Source organism: Klebsiella sp. MPUS7 (genome assembly GCF_009905335.1).
In the GTDB taxonomy this organism is placed as follows: domain Bacteria; phylum Pseudomonadota; class Gammaproteobacteria; order Enterobacterales; family Enterobacteriaceae; genus Klebsiella; species Klebsiella grimontii.
Genome location: NZ_CP047604.1, coordinates 4,924,697 through 4,942,889, shown reverse-complemented (window position 1 = coordinate 4,942,889; position 18,193 = coordinate 4,924,697). Strand labels below are relative to the sequence as shown.

Below are 18,193 nucleotides of genomic sequence, written 5' to 3'. Positions count from 1 at the left end.
CGCTCATGCATTGTAGGCGGTTGCGCTGCCCCGGCAGCGTGTTATCATCTTGGCAGACCGGTTACATCCCCTTAACTGCTGTTTAAGAGAAACACTATCATGACGGATAAATTGACCTCTCTGCGTCAGTACACCACTGTCGTAGCTGATACCGGAGATATCGCGGCAATGAAGCTGTATCAGCCTCAGGACGCCACGACTAACCCTTCTTTGATTCTCGGCGCGGCTCAGATCCCTGAGTACCGTAAGCTGATTGATGACGCTGTTGCATGGGCTCGCGGCCAGAGCAGCGACCGCGCGCAGCAGATTATCGATGCTTCCGATAAGCTGGCGGTGAATATTGGTCTCGAAATTCTTAAGCTGATCCCTGGCCGTATTTCCACCGAAGTCGATGCTCGCCTGTCCTATGACACCGAGGCATCTATCGCCAAAGCTAAGCGTCTCATCAAGCTGTATAACGATGCCGGCATCGGTAACGACCGCATTCTGATCAAACTGGCTTCGACCTGGCAGGGCATCCGCGCCGCCGAGCAGCTGGAAAAAGAAGGCATCAACTGTAACCTGACGCTGCTGTTCTCCTTCGCTCAGGCGCGCGCTTGTGCGGAAGCGGGCGTATTCCTGATTTCTCCATTCGTTGGCCGTATCCTCGACTGGTACAAAGCCAATACCGATAAGAAAGAATACGCGCCGGCAGAAGATCCGGGCGTGGTTTCGGTAAGCGAAATCTACGAATACTACAAACAGCACGGCTACGAGACGGTGGTTATGGGCGCAAGCTTCCGTAACCTCGGCGAGATCCTGGAGCTGGCTGGCTGTGACCGCCTGACTATCGCCCCGGCGCTGCTGAAAGAGCTGGCGGAAAGCGAAGGCGCTATCGAGCGTAAACTGGCCTTTAGCGGCGAAGTTAAAGCGCGTCCGGCTCGTATCACCGAATCCGAGTTCCTGTGGCAGCACAATCAGGATCCGATGGCGGTAGACAAACTGGCGGAAGGTATCCGCAAGTTTGCGATCGACCAGGAAAAACTGGAAAAAATGATCGGCGATCTGCTGTAATCCCGCATGTGGCCGACGCCCGTCGGCCACATTAAACTGTCTGCCTTGCTCCCCTTCGGTGTATTATTCTGTTTATTGATACTGTTTGAACGGAATAATCATGAACACCTTACGAATCGGCTTAGTTTCCATTTCCGATCGCGCCTCCAGCGGCGTCTATCAGGATAAAGGCATCCCCGCGCTTGAAGCGTGGCTGGCCCGCGCGCTCTCCACGCCTTTCGAATTGCAGACCCGCTTGATCCCGGATGAACAGGTTATTATTGAGCAAACGCTGTGCGAGCTGGTGGATGAAATGGGCTGCCATTTGGTGTTGACTACCGGCGGCACGGGCCCGGCCCGTCGTGACGTCACTCCGGATGCGACGCTGGCGATTGCCGATCGGGTGATGCCCGGCTTTGGTGAGCAAATGCGTCAGGTGAGCCTGCACTTTGTACCGACGGCCATTCTTTCTCGTCAGGTTGGCGTTATCCGCAAGCAGGCGCTGATCCTTAACCTGCCCGGCCAGCCAAAGGCGATTGAGGAAACGCTGGAAGGCGTGAAAGATGCGGAAGGTAACGTGCTGGTGCACGGCGTTTTCGCAAGTGTACCGTATTGTGTACAGCTACTTGAGGGGCCTTATGTGGAAACAAACGGCGAGGTAGTAGCAGCTTTCCGTCCTAAAAGCGCCAGGCGTGAAACATTATCCTGAATTTATCGTATTCCTGATATAACCTGCATCACCAGTGGTGTGTTGTTTTATTTACGATATAGTGTTTTTTACTTTACACAGTACGTAGAATAACTTCATACCTCTGGATGATTGCCCGTTATGTCACACTGCACCCGACCTCTGAATCGACAGGATTATAAAACGCTGACGCTGGCCGCCCTCGGCGGCGCGCTGGAGTTTTACGATTTCATCATCTTTGTCTTCTTCGCCGCCGTCGTCGGCGAGCTATTTTTCCCAGCGGATATCCCGGAATGGCTGCGCCAGGTGCAGACCTTCGGCATATTTGCGGCGGGCTATTTAGCGCGTCCTCTTGGCGGCATCATTATGGCCCACTTTGGCGATCTGGTCGGGCGTAAGAAAATGTTTACTCTGAGCATTTTACTGATGGCGCTGCCTACGCTGGCGATTGGCCTGCTGCCCACCTACGCGTCGGTGGGCATCGTGGCGCCGCTTTTGCTGCTATTTATGCGTATTCTTCAGGGGGCGGCGATTGGCGGCGAAGTCCCCGGCGCCTGGGTTTTTGTGGCGGAGCATGTACCGGAAAAAAGAATCGGTATCGCCTGCGGGACGCTGACCGCCGGCCTGACGGTTGGGATCCTGCTGGGATCGGTCGTGGCGACGCTGATTAATACCAACCTGACGCCGCAGGGTATCCATGAGGGCGGCTGGCGTATTCCATTCCTGCTGGGCGGCGCGTTTGGGCTCGTCGCCATGTATCTGCGCCGTTGGCTCCAGGAGACGCCTGTTTTCCTCGAAATGCAGCAGCGCAAGGCGTTAGCGCAGGAGCTGCCGGTTAAGGCCGTCGCGCTGAAGCATCAGAAAGCGGTGGCGGTCTCAATGCTGCTGACCTGGCTTTTATCCGCTGGCGTGGTGGTGGTGATCCTGATGTCGCCGGTCTGGCTGCAAAAACACTACGGCTTTGCCCCCGCCATCACCCTGCAGGCGAACAGTATCGCCACCATCATGCTGTGTATCGGCTGCCTGCTGGCAGGCCTGGCCGCCGACCGTTTTGGCGCCAGCCGCACGTTTATTGTCGGCAGCGTATTCCTCGCGGCGGCAAGCTGGGCTTTCTACCATCTTTCCGGCGCTAGCCCGCAGCGTCTGTTTCTGCTCTACGGTACGGTGGGCCTGTGCGTCGGCGTGGTAGGGGCGGTTCCTTATGTGATGGTGCGCGCGTTCCCGGCTGAAGTGCGTTTTACCGGGATTTCATTCTCTTATAACGTCTCTTATGCCATCTTTGGCGGCCTGACGCCGATTGCGGTGACCATGCTGATGGGCGTTTCGCCGATGGCGCCCGCGTGGTACGTACTGGCACTGTCGTTTATGGGATTGGGGCTGGGGATTTGGCTACGCCAGGGACTGGATGAGCAGGTCGCTGCGCCGAAAGCTGAACTGCAGCGCCTGCCGTAAATCGATAGGGCTTACTTCGCCGCTCGCGGACGGGCGGCGAAGTTAATTAATGCTTTTCGCCAATTGGCAGAACGGTACGGCCAAACTGTTCGTTCAGCACTTCACCCATCGCCAGATAGATGGCGCTGCCGCCGCAGACCAGACCGACCCAGCCTGCAATCTTCACAATGCCTTCGTTATCAGCCAGGTGACCAATCGCCAGCAGCGCGAACAGCACGGTCAGACTGAGAAATACAAACTGCAGCATACGCGCGGCTTTCAGGGTGCCAAAGAACATAAACAGGGTAAAAATGCCCCACAATCCAAGGTACATACCGAGGAAATGCGCATTAGGCGCTTCTGCAAGCCCCATTTTCGGCATCAAAAGAATGGCAACCAGTGTCAGCCAAAAAGCGCCGTAAGACGTGAATGCGGTTAAACCAAAAGTGTTGCCTTTTTTAAATTCCAGCAGACCGGCAAAAATCTGCGCAATGCCGCCGTAAAAAATGCCCATCGCCAGGATAGCTACATCAAACGCGAACAGGCCGCTATTTGCCAGGTTAAGCAGAATAGTGGTCATGCCGAAGCCCATAAGGCCCAGCGGTGCCGGATTAGCCAACTTAGTGTTGCCCATAATTCCTCAAAATAATGATTAGAAAGGGAAGCATTCCCCGCCACTCAGCGGCGGGGCGCGGCATAATAATTAGGCGCTGCGTTACTGTCTATGATCTGGCGGGGTATTTTTCACCAATTTCATTTTTCACCTGATGAAGTCTGGTCATTTGCCTCAAACAGGCAATATGCAACACGGCCGGAATGGTCACGCGATAAGCGCTGCCGCTCACGGCTTTGACGCCATTAAACGCGGCGCCGAGAGGGCCGCCAAGTCCGGCTCCACGCACCAAACCGTGGCCGATTACGCTAACGGCGGCGTGCGTGCGGAGGATCTTCGTCAGCCGGGCCTCGAGAAGATGCGAGACGCCCTGCGCCAGCTTATTCGTCTGTAGCAGAAAGGGGAGTATCTCTTTATGCTCGTTGACCCGACACTCAACGGCAATGAAAAAGTCAGCCTTCTGCCGATCGTCCATCTTCTTCCAGCTATGTTCCAGAAAATGCTCCAGAAGATACTGCTCGATTTCCGGCGTAGACATCTGTTTTTCTACTTTGATTTTTAGCCTCTTGCAGACGTCCAGCAAAATTTCCCGGTAGAACTTTCCGTGACGACGCAGCGTGTTGGCGATGCTGTCGCCGCCAAAGTGCTGGAGCTCGCCGGCAATAAGCTGCCAGTTGCGACGATAGCGCTCAGGATGCCCGGCCATCGCCTGAAAATTTTCATTACGCAATAGCGCGCTTGAAAGGCGCGGCTTACCATTCTCATTGTGGGTCAGAATTCTGGTGAATGTTTCCAGATGCTCTTCGCTGCAGCGATGAAGAAAAGAGAGGTCTTCATCATCCAGATAATTAATTTTCATAAATCTCAGATAATGTGAACAGTGATATTAATCGTCGCCAATGATTTTTAGCGAAGCCATGTCAGAAGAGTTAATAGTGTGGCCGGATAAAGCGATTTTTTTAACGCAGCGCTTGTTATCGTTGTCGCTATTAATGTTAATCCAGTCGCTGGTTGCCCCTTCTTTGATGGTTGACGGCACGCTGAGGTTCTGACTGGCGCTATTGCTGGCTTTAAAGTACACCGTCGCGCCGGAAAGCTGGATATCGCCGCGATCGGCGGTGAGCTGGATTCGCTTAATCACCCGGCAAACCGGCAGCTTCAGGGTGAGATCGTTAGTCTCATTTCGCGGCATGGCGACAACGCCTAAAATTTTATGATCGTTAGCGGAAACGGATGTGATTAACGCGGCGCTTAACAATAATCCTGCTGATATATGAATGAGTGATTTCATGAGGATTTCCTTATTATTTGATGTGTTATCAGTGATAAATATTTTATCACCAGAACTTTATTGTCTTTAGCGCGTAATCATTGCGGATTATGTCAATTACAATATGAATGAATTTTAATTTAATTATTTTTATTCATTATATATTGTGCATTTTTAAACCCGCTTTTCGGCCTTCTTCTGATGCCCGGTCCCCCTCTGCGGCAGGATCAGGACAAAAATTTTTTGTATCCCCCCCTTGATGAAGCGGCGGGTGACCCCATCTTGTAGTCAACCGCAGTGAATGAACCTGAAAAAAAATGATGTCTGGGCAGTTGAAACCGCACGTTTCGCCCTTATTACAGGTTCACAACCACATGTTGACTGAATTTTTAGTGGAGACGTTTAGATGGGTAAAATTATTGGTATCGACCTGGGTACTACCAACTCTTGTGTAGCGATTATGGATGGCACTACTGCACGCGTGCTGGAGAACGCCGAAGGCGATCGCACCACGCCTTCTATCATTGCCTATACCCAGGATGGTGAAACTCTGGTTGGTCAGCCGGCTAAACGTCAGGCAGTGACAAACCCGCAAAACACCCTGTTTGCGATTAAACGCCTGATTGGCCGCCGCTTCCAGGACGAAGAAGTCCAGCGTGACGTTTCTATCATGCCGTATAAAATCGTTGCCGCAGACAATGGCGACGCATGGCTTGATGTGAAAGGCACCAAAACCGCACCGCCGCAGATCTCTGCTGAAGTGCTGAAGAAAATGAAGAAAACGGCTGAAGATTACCTGGGTGAACCAGTAACTGAAGCGGTTATCACCGTACCTGCTTATTTTAACGATGCTCAGCGTCAGGCAACTAAAGACGCCGGCCGTATCGCAGGTCTGGAAGTCAAACGTATCATCAACGAACCGACCGCCGCCGCGCTGGCTTACGGTCTGGATAAAGAAGTCGGCAACCGCACCATCGCGGTATACGACCTCGGTGGTGGTACCTTCGATATCTCCATTATCGAAATCGACGAAGTTGATGGCGAAAAAACCTTTGAAGTTCTGGCGACCAACGGTGATACCCACCTGGGCGGTGAAGACTTCGATACTCGTCTGATCAACTACCTCGTTGACGAGTTTAAGAAAGATCAGGGCATTGACCTGCGTAACGACCCGCTGGCTATGCAGCGCCTGAAAGAAGCCGCTGAGAAAGCGAAGATTGAACTCTCTTCCGCTCAGCAGACCGACGTCAATCTGCCGTACATCACCGCGGATGCCACCGGTCCGAAACACATGAACATCAAAGTGACCCGTGCGAAACTGGAAAGCCTGGTTGAAGATCTGGTTAACCGTTCTATCGAGCCGCTGAAAGTTGCTCTGCAGGATGCTGGCCTGTCCGTATCCGATATCCAGGACGTTATCCTGGTCGGTGGTCAGACCCGTATGCCGATGGTGCAGAAAAAAGTCGCTGAGTTCTTCGGTAAAGAACCGCGTAAAGACGTTAACCCGGACGAAGCCGTCGCCATTGGCGCAGCCGTACAGGGCGGTGTCCTGACCGGTGAAGTGAAAGACGTACTGCTGCTGGACGTTACCCCGCTGTCTCTGGGTATCGAAACCATGGGCGGCGTGATGACTGCGTTGATCAATAAGAACACCACGATCCCGACCAAGCACAGCCAGGTGTTCTCTACCGCTGAAGACAACCAGTCCGCGGTAACCATCCATGTTATTCAGGGTGAGCGTAAACGCGCCTCTGATAACAAATCACTGGGTCAGTTCAACCTGGATGGTATCAACCCGGCGCCGCGCGGTATGCCGCAGATCGAAGTGACCTTCGATATCGATGCTGACGGTATCCTGCACGTTTCCGCGAAAGACAAAAACAGCGGTAAAGAGCAGAAGATTACCATTAAAGCGTCTTCTGGTCTGAACGAAGAAGAGATACAGAAAATGGTTCGCGATGCTGAAGCGAACGCGGAAGCTGACCGTAAGTTTGAAGAGCTGGTACAGACCCGTAACCAGGGTGACCACCTGCTGCACAGCACGCGTAAGCAGGTTGAGGAAGCAGGCGACAAGCTGCCGGCTGACGATAAAACCGCTATCGAGTCTGCGTTGACCGCGCTGGAAACTTCGCTGAAAGGTGAAGATAAAGCTGATATTGAAGCGAAAATGCAGGCGCTGGCTCAGGCTTCTCAGAAGCTGATGGAAATCGCGCAGCAGCAGCACGCTCAGCAGCAGGCTGGCGGCGCTGACGCTTCCGAGAGCAACGCGAAGGACGACGATGTTGTTGACGCTGAGTTCGAAGAAGTGAAAGACAAAAAATAATCGCCCTTTGAACGGGTAAAACACTGGCACGGGCGAAGAGGTTTCCTCTCCGCCCGTGCACGCATGTTAAGGGGCTGAAAAACACCAATGGCAAAGCAAGACTATTACGAGATTTTAGGCGTTTCCAGATCGGCGGAAGAGCGTGAAATCAAAAAGGCGTATAAGCGCCTGGCCATGAAGTATCACCCGGACCGTAACCAGGGCGATAAAGAGGCTGAAGCTAAATTCAAAGAAATCAAAGAAGCGTATGAAGTCCTGACCGATGCCCAGAAGCGCGCAGCCTACGATCAGTACGGCCACGCCGCCTTTGAGCAAGGCGGTATGGGCGGCGGCGGCGGCGGTTTTGGCGGCGGCGCGGATTTCAGCGATATCTTTGGCGATGTTTTCGGCGATATCTTTGGCGGCGGTCGTGGTCGCCAGCGCGCATCGCGCGGCGCAGACCTGCGCTACAACATGGATCTGACCTTAGAAGAGGCGGTTCGCGGAGTCACTAAAGAGATCCGCATCCCGACGCTAGAAGAGTGCGACGTTTGTCACGGCAGCGGCGCCAAAGCAGGAAGCCAGCCGCAGACTTGTCCTACCTGCCACGGTGCGGGTCAGGTGCAGATGCGCCAGGGCTTCTTCGCCGTTCAGCAGACCTGTCCGCATTGTCAGGGACGCGGTACGCTGATCAAAGATCCGTGCAATAAATGCCATGGTCATGGTCGCGTAGAGAAAACCAAAACGCTGTCGGTTAAAATTCCGGCGGGCGTCGATACCGGTGACCGTATTCGTCTGGCTGGCGAAGGTGAAGCCGGTGAGCACGGCGCGCCAGCAGGCGATCTGTATGTTCAGGTTCAGGTTAAGCAGCACGCCATTTTCGAGCGTGAAGGCAACAACCTGTACTGTGAAGTACCGATTAACTTCACCATGGCCGCTCTCGGCGGCGAGATTGAGGTCCCGACGCTGGACGGTCGCGTGAACCTTAAGGTGCCTGGCGAGACGCAGACAGGGAAGCTGTTCCGGATGCGTGGCAAAGGCGTGAAGTCCGTGCGCGGCGGCGCGCAGGGCGATCTGCTGTGCCGCGTGGTGGTCGAAACGCCGGTTGGTCTTAACGATAAACAAAAGCAGCTGCTGAAAGATCTTCAGGAAAGCTTTGGCGGGCCGACGGGCGAGAAGAACAGTCCACGCTCCAAAAGTTTCTTCGACGGTGTGAAGAAATTTTTCGATGATTTGACGCGTTAATCATCACTTTATATAAAAAAACCCGAAATTTATTTCGGGTTTTTTTATATCTTACGTATTGGCAATAAAAAGTGTTTCCTCGGTAATAAATATTCGATTTTTTGGTGGTAATGTTATTCTTTGTTTTTTATGGTAATTTTCTTTTTCCTGGGTCATCTTTGATTTTATTTTATCTACCGTAAACACCTTGAAAAAATGCATGCAAGACGAGCGATATAGTGCTCAAAATACCTTTATATATATGATGTGCATTGCTTAAATAATTATTTGTATTGTATTTATTTCAGGGGGGAATTCAGGAAATTTTAAAAAGAGGTTGATTATAATCTGGTGAAAGTGCTGGATGCCGTTATATCGGCAGGGAATGTGACAAAAGCATCAAAACGATTATCCGAAACGTCGGCGGCTGTTTCCATCGCGCTAACCAGGCTACAGCTTTTTTATAATGAGCAACTTTTCGTCAGGGATAAAGACGGGCTGATCCCGACGGTGGAAGCACTGGCATTGCCGAAAACTATTATCTTTCCGCGTATTACGCTGGAAATGTACCGGTATAACCCGCATGCAAAACTGTTCATGTCGCTGGATACGCTGCGGACCGTGAGATGGAAACGGCCGGCAGCACCAGGTTGTGGAGCTCGCGAACGACAGTTCGGGAATCGTTGAGTTGATGGTCCTTGATAACGGTAATTTCCGCTCCCGGGATGATAACAAAATCCTGCTGCCAGCGGATAACGACAGCTGGATTGTGCATCTTATCGTTAATCTCCATATCTGATCTTGCAGGAGATTGAACCTGAAACGAAAACCGTGCTTTTGAAGCGACGATGATCTCAGGTTATTACAAAAATGAGATAACTAATGGCGCAGGTTATCGCTATGACATCACCAGTTGTGGGCTTTATAGTTCGTAAAAACCGATCCATTTATCATGTATAATCTAATTTTAACGATGATTCAGGCGGAGTAGGATAGTAATTACGAAGTATTCCCCAGAAAGAGATTATAAAAAGTGAAACATCTGCATCGTTTTTTTAGTAGTGATGCCTCCGGGGGCATCATTCTTATCATCGCCGCGGCGCTGGCTATGCTGATGGCTAACGTCGGCCTGACCAGCGGTTGGTATCATGCTTTCCTTGAGACGCCGGTTCAGCTAAAGGTTGGCGCGCTTGAGATCAACAAGAACATGCTGTTGTGGATTAACGACGCGCTGATGGCGGTATTTTTCCTGCTTATCGGCCTTGAAGTGAAGCGTGAAATGAATCAAGGGGCGCTGGCCAGCCGTCGACAGGCTGTGTTTCCGGTCGTCGCGGCGTTGGGCGGAATGGTGGTTCCGGCGCTGGTCTACCTCGCGTTTAACGGCCAGGATCCGATTGCCAGAGAGGGTTGGGCGATTCCGGCGGCGACCGATATTGCCTTCGCGCTTGGCGTACTGGCGTTGTTGGGTAATCGGGTTCCCGCTGCGCTGAAGATTTTTCTGATGGCGCTGGCTATCATCGACGATCTGGGCGCCATCATTATTATTGCGCTGTTCTATACGCACGATCTTTCCGTGGTGTCATTGGTTGTCGCTGCCGGAGCCATTATTGTGCTGGCGGCGTTAAATCTGTGTGGCGTAAGGCGGACCGGTATCTATATCCTGGTCGGCGCCATACTGTGGACCGCGGTGCTGAAATCGGGGGTTCATGCCACGCTGGCTGGCGTCATCGTCGGCTTTATGATCCCGCTAAAAGAGCAGAACGGTAAATCACCGGCGAAGCAGCTTGAGCACGTTCTGCATCCATGGGTAGCGTTCCTGATCCTGCCGCTGTTCGCCTTCGCTAACGCGGGTGTGTCTTTGCAAGGCGTCACGCTGGAAGGGCTGACCTCGCTGCTGCCGTTGGGTATTATTGCCGGGCTGTTTATCGGTAAGCCATTGGGCATTAGCGTGTTCTGCTGGCTGGCGCTGAAGCTGAAATGGGCCTCGTTGCCTGAAGGGACTACCTGTAAGCAGATTATGGCGGTCGGCATTTTGTGTGGTATTGGCTTCACGATGTCGATTTTTATTGCCACTCTGGCCTTCGGCAGCGTAGACCCCGGATTGATCAACTGGGCTAAGCTTGGCATCCTGATTGGATCGATACTATCGGCCGTCACGGGATACATCATATTGCGTAAGCGCGTAACGGATTCGGGCTACGCGGCTTAACATCTCACGGAGAGCCGGCTACGGCTCTCCAGGACATTATCAGGGAGAGAAGCATGTCGCATATCAACTACAATCACCTGTACTACTTCTGGCACGTCTACAAAGAAGGCTCCGTTGTCGGCGCCGCGGAAGCGCTGTTCCTGACTCCGCAGACCATTACCGGGCAAATTAAAGCCCTGGAAGAGCGCCTGCAGGGGAAGCTGTTCAAGCGCAAAGGAAGAGGACTGGAGCCCAGCGAACTCGGCGAGCTTGTGTTCCGCTACGCGGATCGTATGTTTACGCTAAGCCAGGAAATGCTCGACATCGTTAACTATCGTAAAGAGTCGAATCTGCTGTTTGATGTTGGCGTCGCGGACGCGCTGTCGAAACGGTTGGTTAGCGGTGTACTGGATGCCGCCGTCGTCGATAACGAACAGATCCATTTACGCTGTTTCGAGTCGACCCACGAAATGCTGCTTGAGCAGCTAAGCCAGCATAAGCTTGATATGATCATCTCCGACTGCCCCATCGACTCCACTCAGCAGGAAGGGCTATTTTCGGTAAAAATCGGCGAGTGCAGCGTGAGCTTCTGGTGCATGAATCCGCCGCCGGAAAAACCCTTCCCGGGCTGCCTGGAAGAACGTCGTCTGCTGATCCCCGGCCGTCGTTCCATGTTAGGGCGCAAGCTGCTCAACTGGTTTAACTCGCAGGGGCTGCAGGTGGAAATTCTGGGCGAGTTTGACGATGCGGCGTTGATGAAGGCCTTCGGCGCGGCGCACAATGCGATTTTCGTTGCGCCGACGCTATATGCGCATGATTTCTATAGCGATGAATCGATAGTTGAGATCGGGCGCATGGACAACGTCATGGAAGAGTATCACGCCATCTTTGCGGAACGAATGATCCAGCATCCGGCGGTGCAGCGGATTTGTAACCGTGACTATTCGGCGCTTTTTACGCCACCTCAGGCGTAGGGCTGCACGAGGACAATGCCGAGGCCGGGTCCAGGCTCCAGCGTCATAAATGGCAGACATAAAAAAACCCGCTTTCGCGGGTTTTTTTCAAAGCGACAACGCGCTGGCGATTAAGCCAGTTTGTTGATCTGAGCGGTCAGGTTTGCTTTATGACGCGCAGCTTTGTTTTTGTGGATCAGACCTTTAGCAGCCTGACGGTCCACGATTGGTTGCATTTCGTTAAATGCTTTCAGTGCAGTAGCTTTGTCGCCAGCTTCGATAGCTGCGTATACTTTCTTGATGAAAGTACGCATCATAGAGCGACGGCTAGCGTTGTGCTTGCGGGCCTTTTCAGACTGAACGGCGCGCTTCTTAGCTGATTTGATATTAGCCAAGGTCCAACTCCCAAATGTGTTCTATATGGACAATTCAAAGGCCGAGGAGAATGCCCGTTTAGCCTTCTTTTGTCAATGGATTTGTGCAAATAAGCGTCGTTCAAACTAACAACGCTTCATTACGTAGTGATGGCGCAAGATTCTACCAGCTTGTTGCTGGCGAATACAGCCTTTCGACCATAAAAATCGACGATGCCGGAGAGATTTTCCCGCAATCTCGCGCTGAGTGAATGAATTACCGGGATCTTTCAGTGAAGAGGTGCAATCGCTGGTTAACGTCGCCAGTTGTACAAGGTATACTCGGACGATTTTCACTGTTTTGAGCCAGACATGAAGCTGATACGCGGCATACATAATCTCAGTCAGGCCCCGCACGGGTGCGTGCTGACCATTGGAAATTTTGACGGCGTGCATCGCGGGCACCAGGCATTATTGCAGCGTTTGCGCGCAGAAGGTCGCCAGCGTGGCTTACCGGTGGTGGTGATGATTTTTGAACCACAGCCGCTTGAGCTTTTTGCCGCCGATAAAGCGCCAGCGCGATTAACGCGCCTGCGTGAGAAGCTGAACTATCTGGCCGAAAGCGGCGTCGATTACGTCCTGTGCGTGCGCTTCGATCGGCGCTTTGCCGCATTGACCGCCCAGGACTTTATCAGCGAACTGCTGGTCCGCCGGCTGGGCGTCCAGTTCCTCGCCGTTGGCGATGATTTCCGCTTTGGCGCGGGTCGCCAGGGGGATTTCTTGTTATTACAAAAAGCCGGCGTGGAGTATGGCTTTGACGTCACCAGCACCCAAACCTTCTGTGAAGGCGGCGTGCGCATCAGCAGCACGGCGGTGCGCCAGGCGCTGGCTGACGACGATCTGCCCCTCGCGGAGACGCTGCTGGGGCATCCGTTTACCATCTCCGGGCGCGTAGTGCACGGCGATGAGCTCGGGCGCACAATAGGCTTCCCGACGGCGAATTTACCGCTGCGCCGTCAGGTTTCCCCGGTAAAAGGGGTCTATGCGGTAGAAGTGACAGGGCTTGGCGACAAACCGTTTATGGGCGTCGCCAACATTGGTACTCGTCCAACGGTATCCGGCGTGCGTCAGCAGCTGGAAGTTCATCTCCTGGATGTTGTAATGGACCTCTACGGTCGCCATATAGATGTAATACTGCGTAAAAAAATACGTAACGAGCAGCGATTTGCGTCGCTTGATGAACTAAAAACGCAAATCGCACGTGATGAGTTAACGGCCCGCGACTTCTTTGGGCTAACCGGGCAGGCATAACCCTGACGGTGTTTATCAAACCGAAATACGGAACCGAGAATCTGATGAGTGACTATAAATCGACCCTGAATTTGCCGGAAACAGGGTTCCCGATGCGCGGCGATCTCGCCAAGCGTGAACCGGGAATGCTGGCGCGTTGGACCGATGATGACCTGTACGGCATCATTCGTGCAGCCAAAAAAGGCAAAAAAACCTTCATTCTGCATGATGGCCCTCCTTATGCGAATGGCAGCATTCATATTGGTCACTCGGTTAACAAGATTCTGAAAGACATTATCGTTAAGTCCAAAGGGCTGGCGGGCTATGACTCCCCGTACGTACCGGGCTGGGACTGTCACGGTCTGCCGATCGAGCTGAAAGTGGAGCAGGAGTACGGCAAGCCGGGCGAGAAATTCACCGCCGCCGAGTTCCGCGCCAAGTGCCGCGAATACGCCGCCACCCAGGTTGACGGACAGCGTAAAGACTTTATCCGTCTGGGCGTGCTCGGCGACTGGTCGCACCCGTACCTGACCATGGACTTCAAAACCGAAGCCAACATCATCCGCGCGCTGGGTAAAATCATCGGCAACGGCCACCTGCACAAAGGCGCTAAGCCGGTGCACTGGTGCGTAGACTGCCGCTCAGCGCTGGCGGAAGCGGAAGTCGAGTATTACGACAAAACCTCCCCGTCCATCGACGTGGCGTTCCACGCGGCCGATAAAGCGGCGGTGCTGGCGAAATTCGGCGTGGCCGACGTTAACGGCCCGGTTTCTCTGGTTATCTGGACCACCACCCCGTGGACCCTGCCGGCGAACCGCGCCATCTCCCTCTCCCCGGCGTTTGACTATGCGCTGGTGCAGGTTGACGATCAGGCGCTGATCCTGGCGAAAGACCTGGTCGAAAGCGTGATGAAGCGCGCCGGCATTGCTGATTACACCATCCTGGCGGTGGTGAACGGCGCCGAGCTGGAGCTGATGCGCTTTAAGCATCCGTTCCTCGATTTCGACGTCCCGGCGATCCTGGGCGATCACGTCACGCTGGACGCGGGTACCGGTGCGGTACATACCGCGCCAGGCCACGGTCCGGATGACTATGTCATCGGTCAAAAATATGGTCTGGAAGTCGCTAACCCGGTTGGTCCGGACGGCGCCTACCTGCCGGGAACTTACCCGACGCTGGACGGCGTAAACGTCTTCAAAGCTAACGATGTTGTCGTTGCGCTGCTGTCAGAAAAAGGCGCGCTGCTGCACGTTGAAAAAATGCAGCACAGCTACCCGTGCTGCTGGCGCCACAAAACGCCGATCATCTTCCGCGCCACGCCGCAGTGGTTCGTGAGCATGGATCAAAAAGGCCTGCGCGCGCAGTCGCTTTCCGAAATCAAAGGCGTGCAGTGGATCCCGGACTGGGGCCAGGCGCGTATCGAATCGATGGTCGCCAACCGTCCTGACTGGTGTATCTCTCGTCAGCGCACCTGGGGCGTACCGATGTCGCTGTTCGTGCATAAAGAGACGCAAGAGCTGCACCCGCGTACGCTGGAGCTGATGGAAGAAGTCGCCAAACGCGTAGAAGTTGACGGCATCCAGGCGTGGTGGGATCTCGATTCCCGCGATATCCTCGGCGCCGATGCGGATAGCTACGAGAAGGTGCCGGATACGCTGGACGTGTGGTTTGACTCCGGGTCGACCCACTCCTCCGTTGTTGACGTGCGTCCGGAATTTACCGGTCACGCCGCCGACATGTATCTGGAAGGTTCCGACCAGCACCGCGGCTGGTTTATGTCCTCGCTGATGATCTCTACCGCGATGAAGGGCAAAGCGCCTTACCGCCAGGTACTGACCCACGGCTTTACCGTTGATGGTCAGGGCCGCAAGATGTCCAAATCCATCGGCAACACCGTTTCGCCGCAGGACGTGATGAACAAGCTGGGTGCGGATATTTTGCGCCTGTGGGTGGCTTCCACCGACTATACCGGCGAAATGGCCGTCTCCGACGAGATCCTCAAACGCGCCGCCGACAGCTATCGTCGTATCCGTAACACCGCGCGCTTCCTGCTGGCGAACCTCAACGGCTTCGACCCGGCAAAAGACATGGTGAAACCGGAAGAGATGGTCGTACTGGACCGCTGGGCTGTAGGCTGCGCGCAAGCGGCTCAGGACGATATCGTCAAAGCCTACGAATCTTACGATTTCCACGAAGTGGTGCAGCGCCTGATGCGCTTCTGCTCCATCGAAATGGGCTCGTTCTGGCTCGATATCATTAAAGACCGCCAGTACACCACCAAGGCCGACAGCATCGCGCGTCGTAGCTGCCAGACTGCGCTGTACCATATTGCCGAAGCGCTGGTGCGCTGGATGGCGCCGATCATGTCCTTCACCGCTGACGAAATCTGGGGTTACCTGCCGGGCGACCGCGAGAAATACGTCTTTACCGGCGAATGGTATACCGGCCTGTTTGGCCTGGACGCTGACGAAGCGATGAATGACGGTTTCTGGGACGCGCTGCTGAAGGTGCGCGGCGAAGTCAACAAGGTTATCGAACAGGCGCGTACGGATAAGCAGGTTGGCGGCTCGCTGGAGGCGGCGGTGACCCTGTACGCCGATGCCGATCTGGCGGCGAAGCTCAACGCGCTGGGCGACGAATTACGATTTGTCCTGTTGACCTCAGGGGCGAAAGTTGCCGATTATGCGCAGGCTCCGGCCGACGCCTGGCAGAGTGAGCTGCTGAAAGGCCTGAAAGTCGTGCTGAGCAAAGCCGAAGGTGACAAGTGCCCGCGCTGCTGGCATTACACCACGGATATCGGCAAGGTGGCGGAACACGCGGATATCTGCGGACGCTGTGTCAGCAACATCGCCGGTGACGGCGAAAAACGTAAGTTTGCCTGATGAGTAAACCGATTTGTTCAACGGGGCTACGCTGGCTGTGGGTCGTCGTAGCCGTGCTGATTATCGATTTAGGCAGTAAATTCCTGATCCTCCAGAACTTCGTTCTGGGGGATACGGTATCGCTGTTCCCATCGCTTAATCTGCACTATGCGCGCAACTATGGCGCGGCTTTTAGCTTCCTCGCCGACAGCGGCGGCTGGCAGCGCTGGTTCTTCGCCGGTATCGCTATCGGTATCTGCGTGATCCTCGCGGTGCTGATGTATCGTTCTAAGGCGACGCAAAAGCTGAATAACATTGCCTATGCGCTGATTATTGGCGGCGCGCTGGGGAATTTATTCGACAGGCTGTGGCATGGTTTTGTCGTCGATATGATCGATTTCTACGTCGGGGACTGGCACTTCGCCACCTTCAACCTTGCCGATACCGCTATCTGTATCGGCGCGGCGCTGATCGTGCTGGAAGGCTTCTTACCGAACGCGGCTGCGAAGAAACAGGCGTAACAAAACTCGCCCGGCGGCGCCATCGCCGCCGGGCAAAACTAGTGAGCAACCTGCATGTCTAAATCAGTACAGAGCAACAGTGCGGTGCTGGTGCACTTCACCTTAAAGCTCGACGATGGCTCCACCGCAGAGTCAACCCGCAATAACGGTAAACCCGCGCTGTTTCGCCTGGGCGATACCTCGCTTTCTGAAGGTCTTGAACAGCATCTGCTGGGGCTGAAAGAAGGGGATAAAACCACCTTTTCGCTGGAGCCGGACGCCGCGTTTGGCGTACCGAGCCCGGACCTGATCCAATACTTCTCGCGCCGGGAATTTATCGACGCGGGCGAGCCTTCAATCGGCGCGATTATGCTCTTTACCGCAATGGATGGCAGCGAAATGCCCGGCGTGATCCGCGAAGTGAACGGCGATTCGATCACCGTTGATTTCAACCATCCGCTGGCCGGGCGTACCGTTCATTTTGATGTTGAAGTGCTGGAGATCGATCCGGCGCTGGAGGGGTAAGATGCAGATTCTGTTGGCTAACCCGCGCGGCTTCTGCGCAGGCGTTGACCGCGCTATCAGCATTGTTGAAAACGCGCTGACGCTATACGGCGCGCCGATCTACGTGCGTCATGAAGTCGTGCACAACCGCTATGTTGTCGATAGCCTACGGCAGCGCGGCGCGATTTTTATTGAGCAGATTAGCGAAGTGCCGGACGGCGCAATCCTGATCTTCTCCGCCCACGGGGTCTCTCAGGCCGTTCGCAACGAGGCGAAAAGCCGCGATCTGACGGTGTTTGACGCCACCTGTCCGCTGGTCACCAAAGTGCATATGGAAGTCGCCCGCGCCAGCCGTCGCGGCGAAGAATCCATTTTGATTGGTCACGCCGGTCATCCGGAAGTCGAAGGTACCATGGGCCAGTACAGCAACCCGCAGGGGGGAATGTACCTGGTGGAATCGCCGGACGATGTCTGGACGCTGGACGTGAAAAACGACGCTAAGCTGTCGTTTATGACCCAGACGACGCTCTCCGTCGACGATACCTCCGACGTGATTGACGCTCTGCGCGAGCGTTTCCCGAAAATCGTCGGGCCGCGCAAAGATGATATCTGCTATGCCACGACTAACCGTCAGGAAGCCGTCCGCGCGCTGGCCGGGCAGGCCGATGTGGTGCTGGTGGTAGGGTCGAAGAACTCCTCTAACTCTAACCGTCTGGCCGAGCTGGCTCAGCGGATGGGGAAAGCGGCCTATCTGATCGACGACGCGACCGATATCCAGGAAGCGTGGGTGAAAGAAGCGCAGTGCGTCGGCGTCACCGCGGGCGCTTCGGCGCCGGATATTCTGGTCCAGAACGTGATTACGCGTTTGCAGGAGCTGGGCGGCGGCGAAGCGGTGCCGCTGGAAGGGCGCGAAGAGAACATCGTTTTCGAGGTGCCGAAAGAGCTGCGCGTAGACGTCCGTGAAGTAGAGTAAGTTCTTTTCCG

Annotated in this window: 16 protein-coding genes and 2 pseudogenes; 14 read left to right on the top strand and 4 right to left on the bottom strand. The window is 54.4% G+C overall.

Annotation, left to right across the window (positions count from 1 at the left end; genetic code table 11):
• The first annotated feature begins 99 nt into the window (after positions 1-99).
• The 3 genes from tal to GUC22_RS23035 all read left to right on the top strand — a co-directional run bounded on the left by tal (position 100) and on the right by GUC22_RS23035 (position 3,172).
• Complete coding sequence (tal, locus tag GUC22_RS23045; protein WP_004098458.1) at positions 100-1,053, top strand: transaldolase; 954 nt, start codon at positions 100-102, stop codon at positions 1,051-1,053.
• 100 nt (positions 1,054-1,153) lie between these two features.
• A complete protein-coding gene (gene mog / locus GUC22_RS23040) occupies positions 1,154-1,741 on the top strand; it encodes a molybdopterin adenylyltransferase (RefSeq protein WP_004098459.1) in 588 nt (195 codons plus the stop codon).
• Positions 1,742-1,861: 120 nt separating this feature from the next.
• A complete protein-coding gene (locus GUC22_RS23035) occupies positions 1,862-3,172 on the top strand; it encodes an MFS transporter (protein WP_024360385.1) in 1,311 nt (436 codons plus the stop codon).
• A 46-nt stretch (positions 3,173-3,218) separates the two neighbouring features.
• Here the strand turns inward: GUC22_RS23035 and satP are convergent, their stop codons facing one another.
• The 3 genes from satP to GUC22_RS23020 form a co-directional block, all read right to left on the bottom strand.
• Positions 3,219-3,785 (bottom strand): acetate uptake transporter, encoded by a 567-nt coding sequence (gene satP / locus GUC22_RS23030; RefSeq protein WP_004132816.1) that lies wholly within the window; start codon positions 3,783-3,785, stop codon positions 3,219-3,221.
• A gap of 88 nt (positions 3,786-3,873) precedes the next feature.
• Positions 3,874-4,623, bottom strand: a complete 750-nt coding sequence (msyB, locus tag GUC22_RS23025) for an acidic protein MsyB (RefSeq protein WP_024360384.1) — start codon at positions 4,621-4,623, stop codon at positions 3,874-3,876.
• A 27-nt stretch (positions 4,624-4,650) separates the two neighbouring features.
• A complete protein-coding gene (locus GUC22_RS23020; protein WP_049130045.1) occupies positions 4,651-5,055 on the bottom strand; it encodes a DUF2541 family protein in 405 nt (134 codons plus the stop codon).
• Positions 5,056-5,440: 385 nt separating this feature from the next.
• On the opposite strand from GUC22_RS23020, the gene dnaK reads away from it, so the two are divergent.
• From dnaK to nhaR, 6 genes and pseudogenes are all read left to right on the top strand, one after another.
• Complete coding sequence (gene dnaK, locus GUC22_RS23015) at positions 5,441-7,357, top strand: molecular chaperone DnaK (protein WP_004128758.1); 1,917 nt, start codon at positions 5,441-5,443, stop codon at positions 7,355-7,357.
• Between the two features lie 87 nt (positions 7,358-7,444).
• On the top strand, positions 7,445-8,581 hold the full coding sequence (dnaJ, locus tag GUC22_RS23010) for a molecular chaperone DnaJ (protein ID WP_024360381.1): 1,137 nt from the start codon (positions 7,445-7,447) through the stop codon (positions 8,579-8,581).
• A 327-nt stretch (positions 8,582-8,908) separates the two neighbouring features.
• Positions 8,909-9,082 (top strand): annotated as a pseudogene (locus GUC22_RS27575) (LysR family transcriptional regulator); the annotation flags it as partial.
• A 118-nt stretch (positions 9,083-9,200) separates the two neighbouring features.
• A pseudogene (locus tag GUC22_RS27570) lies at positions 9,201-9,495 on the top strand (hypothetical protein); the annotation flags it as partial.
• 98 nt (positions 9,496-9,593) lie between these two features.
• Entirely contained in the window at positions 9,594-10,769 is a 1,176-nt protein-coding gene (gene nhaA / locus GUC22_RS22995) for a Na+/H+ antiporter NhaA (protein WP_024360379.1), read from the top strand.
• Between the two features lie 53 nt (positions 10,770-10,822).
• Positions 10,823-11,722, top strand: a complete 900-nt coding sequence (gene nhaR, locus GUC22_RS22990; protein ID WP_004872310.1) for a transcriptional activator NhaR — start codon at positions 10,823-10,825, stop codon at positions 11,720-11,722.
• A 110-nt stretch (positions 11,723-11,832) separates the two neighbouring features.
• On the opposite strand, the gene rpsT is transcribed toward nhaR, so the two are convergent.
• On the bottom strand, positions 11,833-12,096 hold the full coding sequence (rpsT, locus tag GUC22_RS22985) for a 30S ribosomal protein S20 (RefSeq protein ID WP_003018940.1): 264 nt from the start codon (positions 12,094-12,096) through the stop codon (positions 11,833-11,835).
• 330 nt (positions 12,097-12,426) lie between these two features.
• Between rpsT and ribF the strand changes: the two genes are divergently transcribed.
• Genes ribF through ispH form a run of 5 tightly spaced genes read left to right on the top strand, consistent with a single transcriptional unit; the run spans position 12,427 to position 18,182 of the window.
• On the top strand, positions 12,427-13,365 hold the full coding sequence (gene ribF / locus GUC22_RS22975; RefSeq protein ID WP_004872305.1) for a bifunctional riboflavin kinase/FAD synthetase: 939 nt from the start codon (positions 12,427-12,429) through the stop codon (positions 13,363-13,365).
• Between the two features lie 44 nt (positions 13,366-13,409).
• Positions 13,410-16,226 (top strand): isoleucine--tRNA ligase, encoded by a 2,817-nt coding sequence (gene ileS, locus GUC22_RS22970; RefSeq protein WP_024360377.1) that lies wholly within the window; start codon positions 13,410-13,412, stop codon positions 16,224-16,226.
• Entirely contained in the window at positions 16,226-16,726 is a 501-nt protein-coding gene (gene lspA, locus GUC22_RS22965) for a signal peptidase II (protein ID WP_064411445.1), read from the top strand. The genes ileS and lspA overlap by 1 nt, the downstream gene beginning before the upstream one ends.
• 54 nt (positions 16,727-16,780) lie before the next feature.
• Positions 16,781-17,230: an FKBP-type peptidyl-prolyl cis-trans isomerase gene (fkpB, locus tag GUC22_RS22960; RefSeq protein WP_004872298.1), complete on the top strand. Its 450-nt coding sequence runs from the start codon at positions 16,781-16,783 to the stop codon at positions 17,228-17,230.
• A gap of 1 nt (position 17,231) precedes the next feature.
• Positions 17,232-18,182 carry a 4-hydroxy-3-methylbut-2-enyl diphosphate reductase gene (gene ispH / locus GUC22_RS22955; protein ID WP_049086835.1) on the top strand — a complete coding sequence of 317 codons (951 nt, stop codon included), beginning with the start codon at positions 17,232-17,234 and terminating at the stop codon, positions 18,180-18,182.
• Positions 18,183-18,193: the final 11 nt, after the last annotated feature.

Bases quoted from the DNA above. Each gene is read 5' to 3' on its own strand.
- lspA (WP_064411445.1), top strand. From the start codon at position 16,226: ATGAGTAAACCGATTTGTTCAACGGGGCTACGCTGGCTGTGGGTCGTC.
- fkpB (WP_004872298.1), top strand. From the start codon at position 16,781: ATGTCTAAATCAGTACAGAGCAACAGTGCGGTGCTGGTGCACTTCACC.
- dnaJ (WP_024360381.1), top strand. From the start codon at position 7,445: ATGGCAAAGCAAGACTATTACGAGATTTTAGGCGTTTCCAGATCGGCG.
- mog (WP_004098459.1), top strand. From the start codon at position 1,154: ATGAACACCTTACGAATCGGCTTAGTTTCCATTTCCGATCGCGCCTCC.
- msyB (WP_024360384.1), bottom strand. From the start codon at position 4,623: ATGAAAATTAATTATCTGGATGATGAAGACCTCTCTTTTCTTCATCGC.
- ribF (WP_004872305.1), top strand. From the start codon at position 12,427: ATGAAGCTGATACGCGGCATACATAATCTCAGTCAGGCCCCGCACGGG.
- GUC22_RS23020 (WP_049130045.1), bottom strand. From the start codon at position 5,055: ATGAAATCACTCATTCATATATCAGCAGGATTATTGTTAAGCGCCGCG.
- tal (WP_004098458.1), top strand. From the start codon at position 100: ATGACGGATAAATTGACCTCTCTGCGTCAGTACACCACTGTCGTAGCT.
- dnaK (WP_004128758.1), top strand. From the start codon at position 5,441: ATGGGTAAAATTATTGGTATCGACCTGGGTACTACCAACTCTTGTGTA.
- GUC22_RS23035 (WP_024360385.1), top strand. From the start codon at position 1,862: ATGTCACACTGCACCCGACCTCTGAATCGACAGGATTATAAAACGCTG.
- satP (WP_004132816.1), bottom strand. From the start codon at position 3,785: ATGGGCAACACTAAGTTGGCTAATCCGGCACCGCTGGGCCTTATGGGC.
- nhaR (WP_004872310.1), top strand. From the start codon at position 10,823: ATGTCGCATATCAACTACAATCACCTGTACTACTTCTGGCACGTCTAC.
- ispH (WP_049086835.1), top strand. From the start codon at position 17,232: ATGCAGATTCTGTTGGCTAACCCGCGCGGCTTCTGCGCAGGCGTTGAC.
- ileS (WP_024360377.1), top strand. From the start codon at position 13,410: ATGAGTGACTATAAATCGACCCTGAATTTGCCGGAAACAGGGTTCCCG.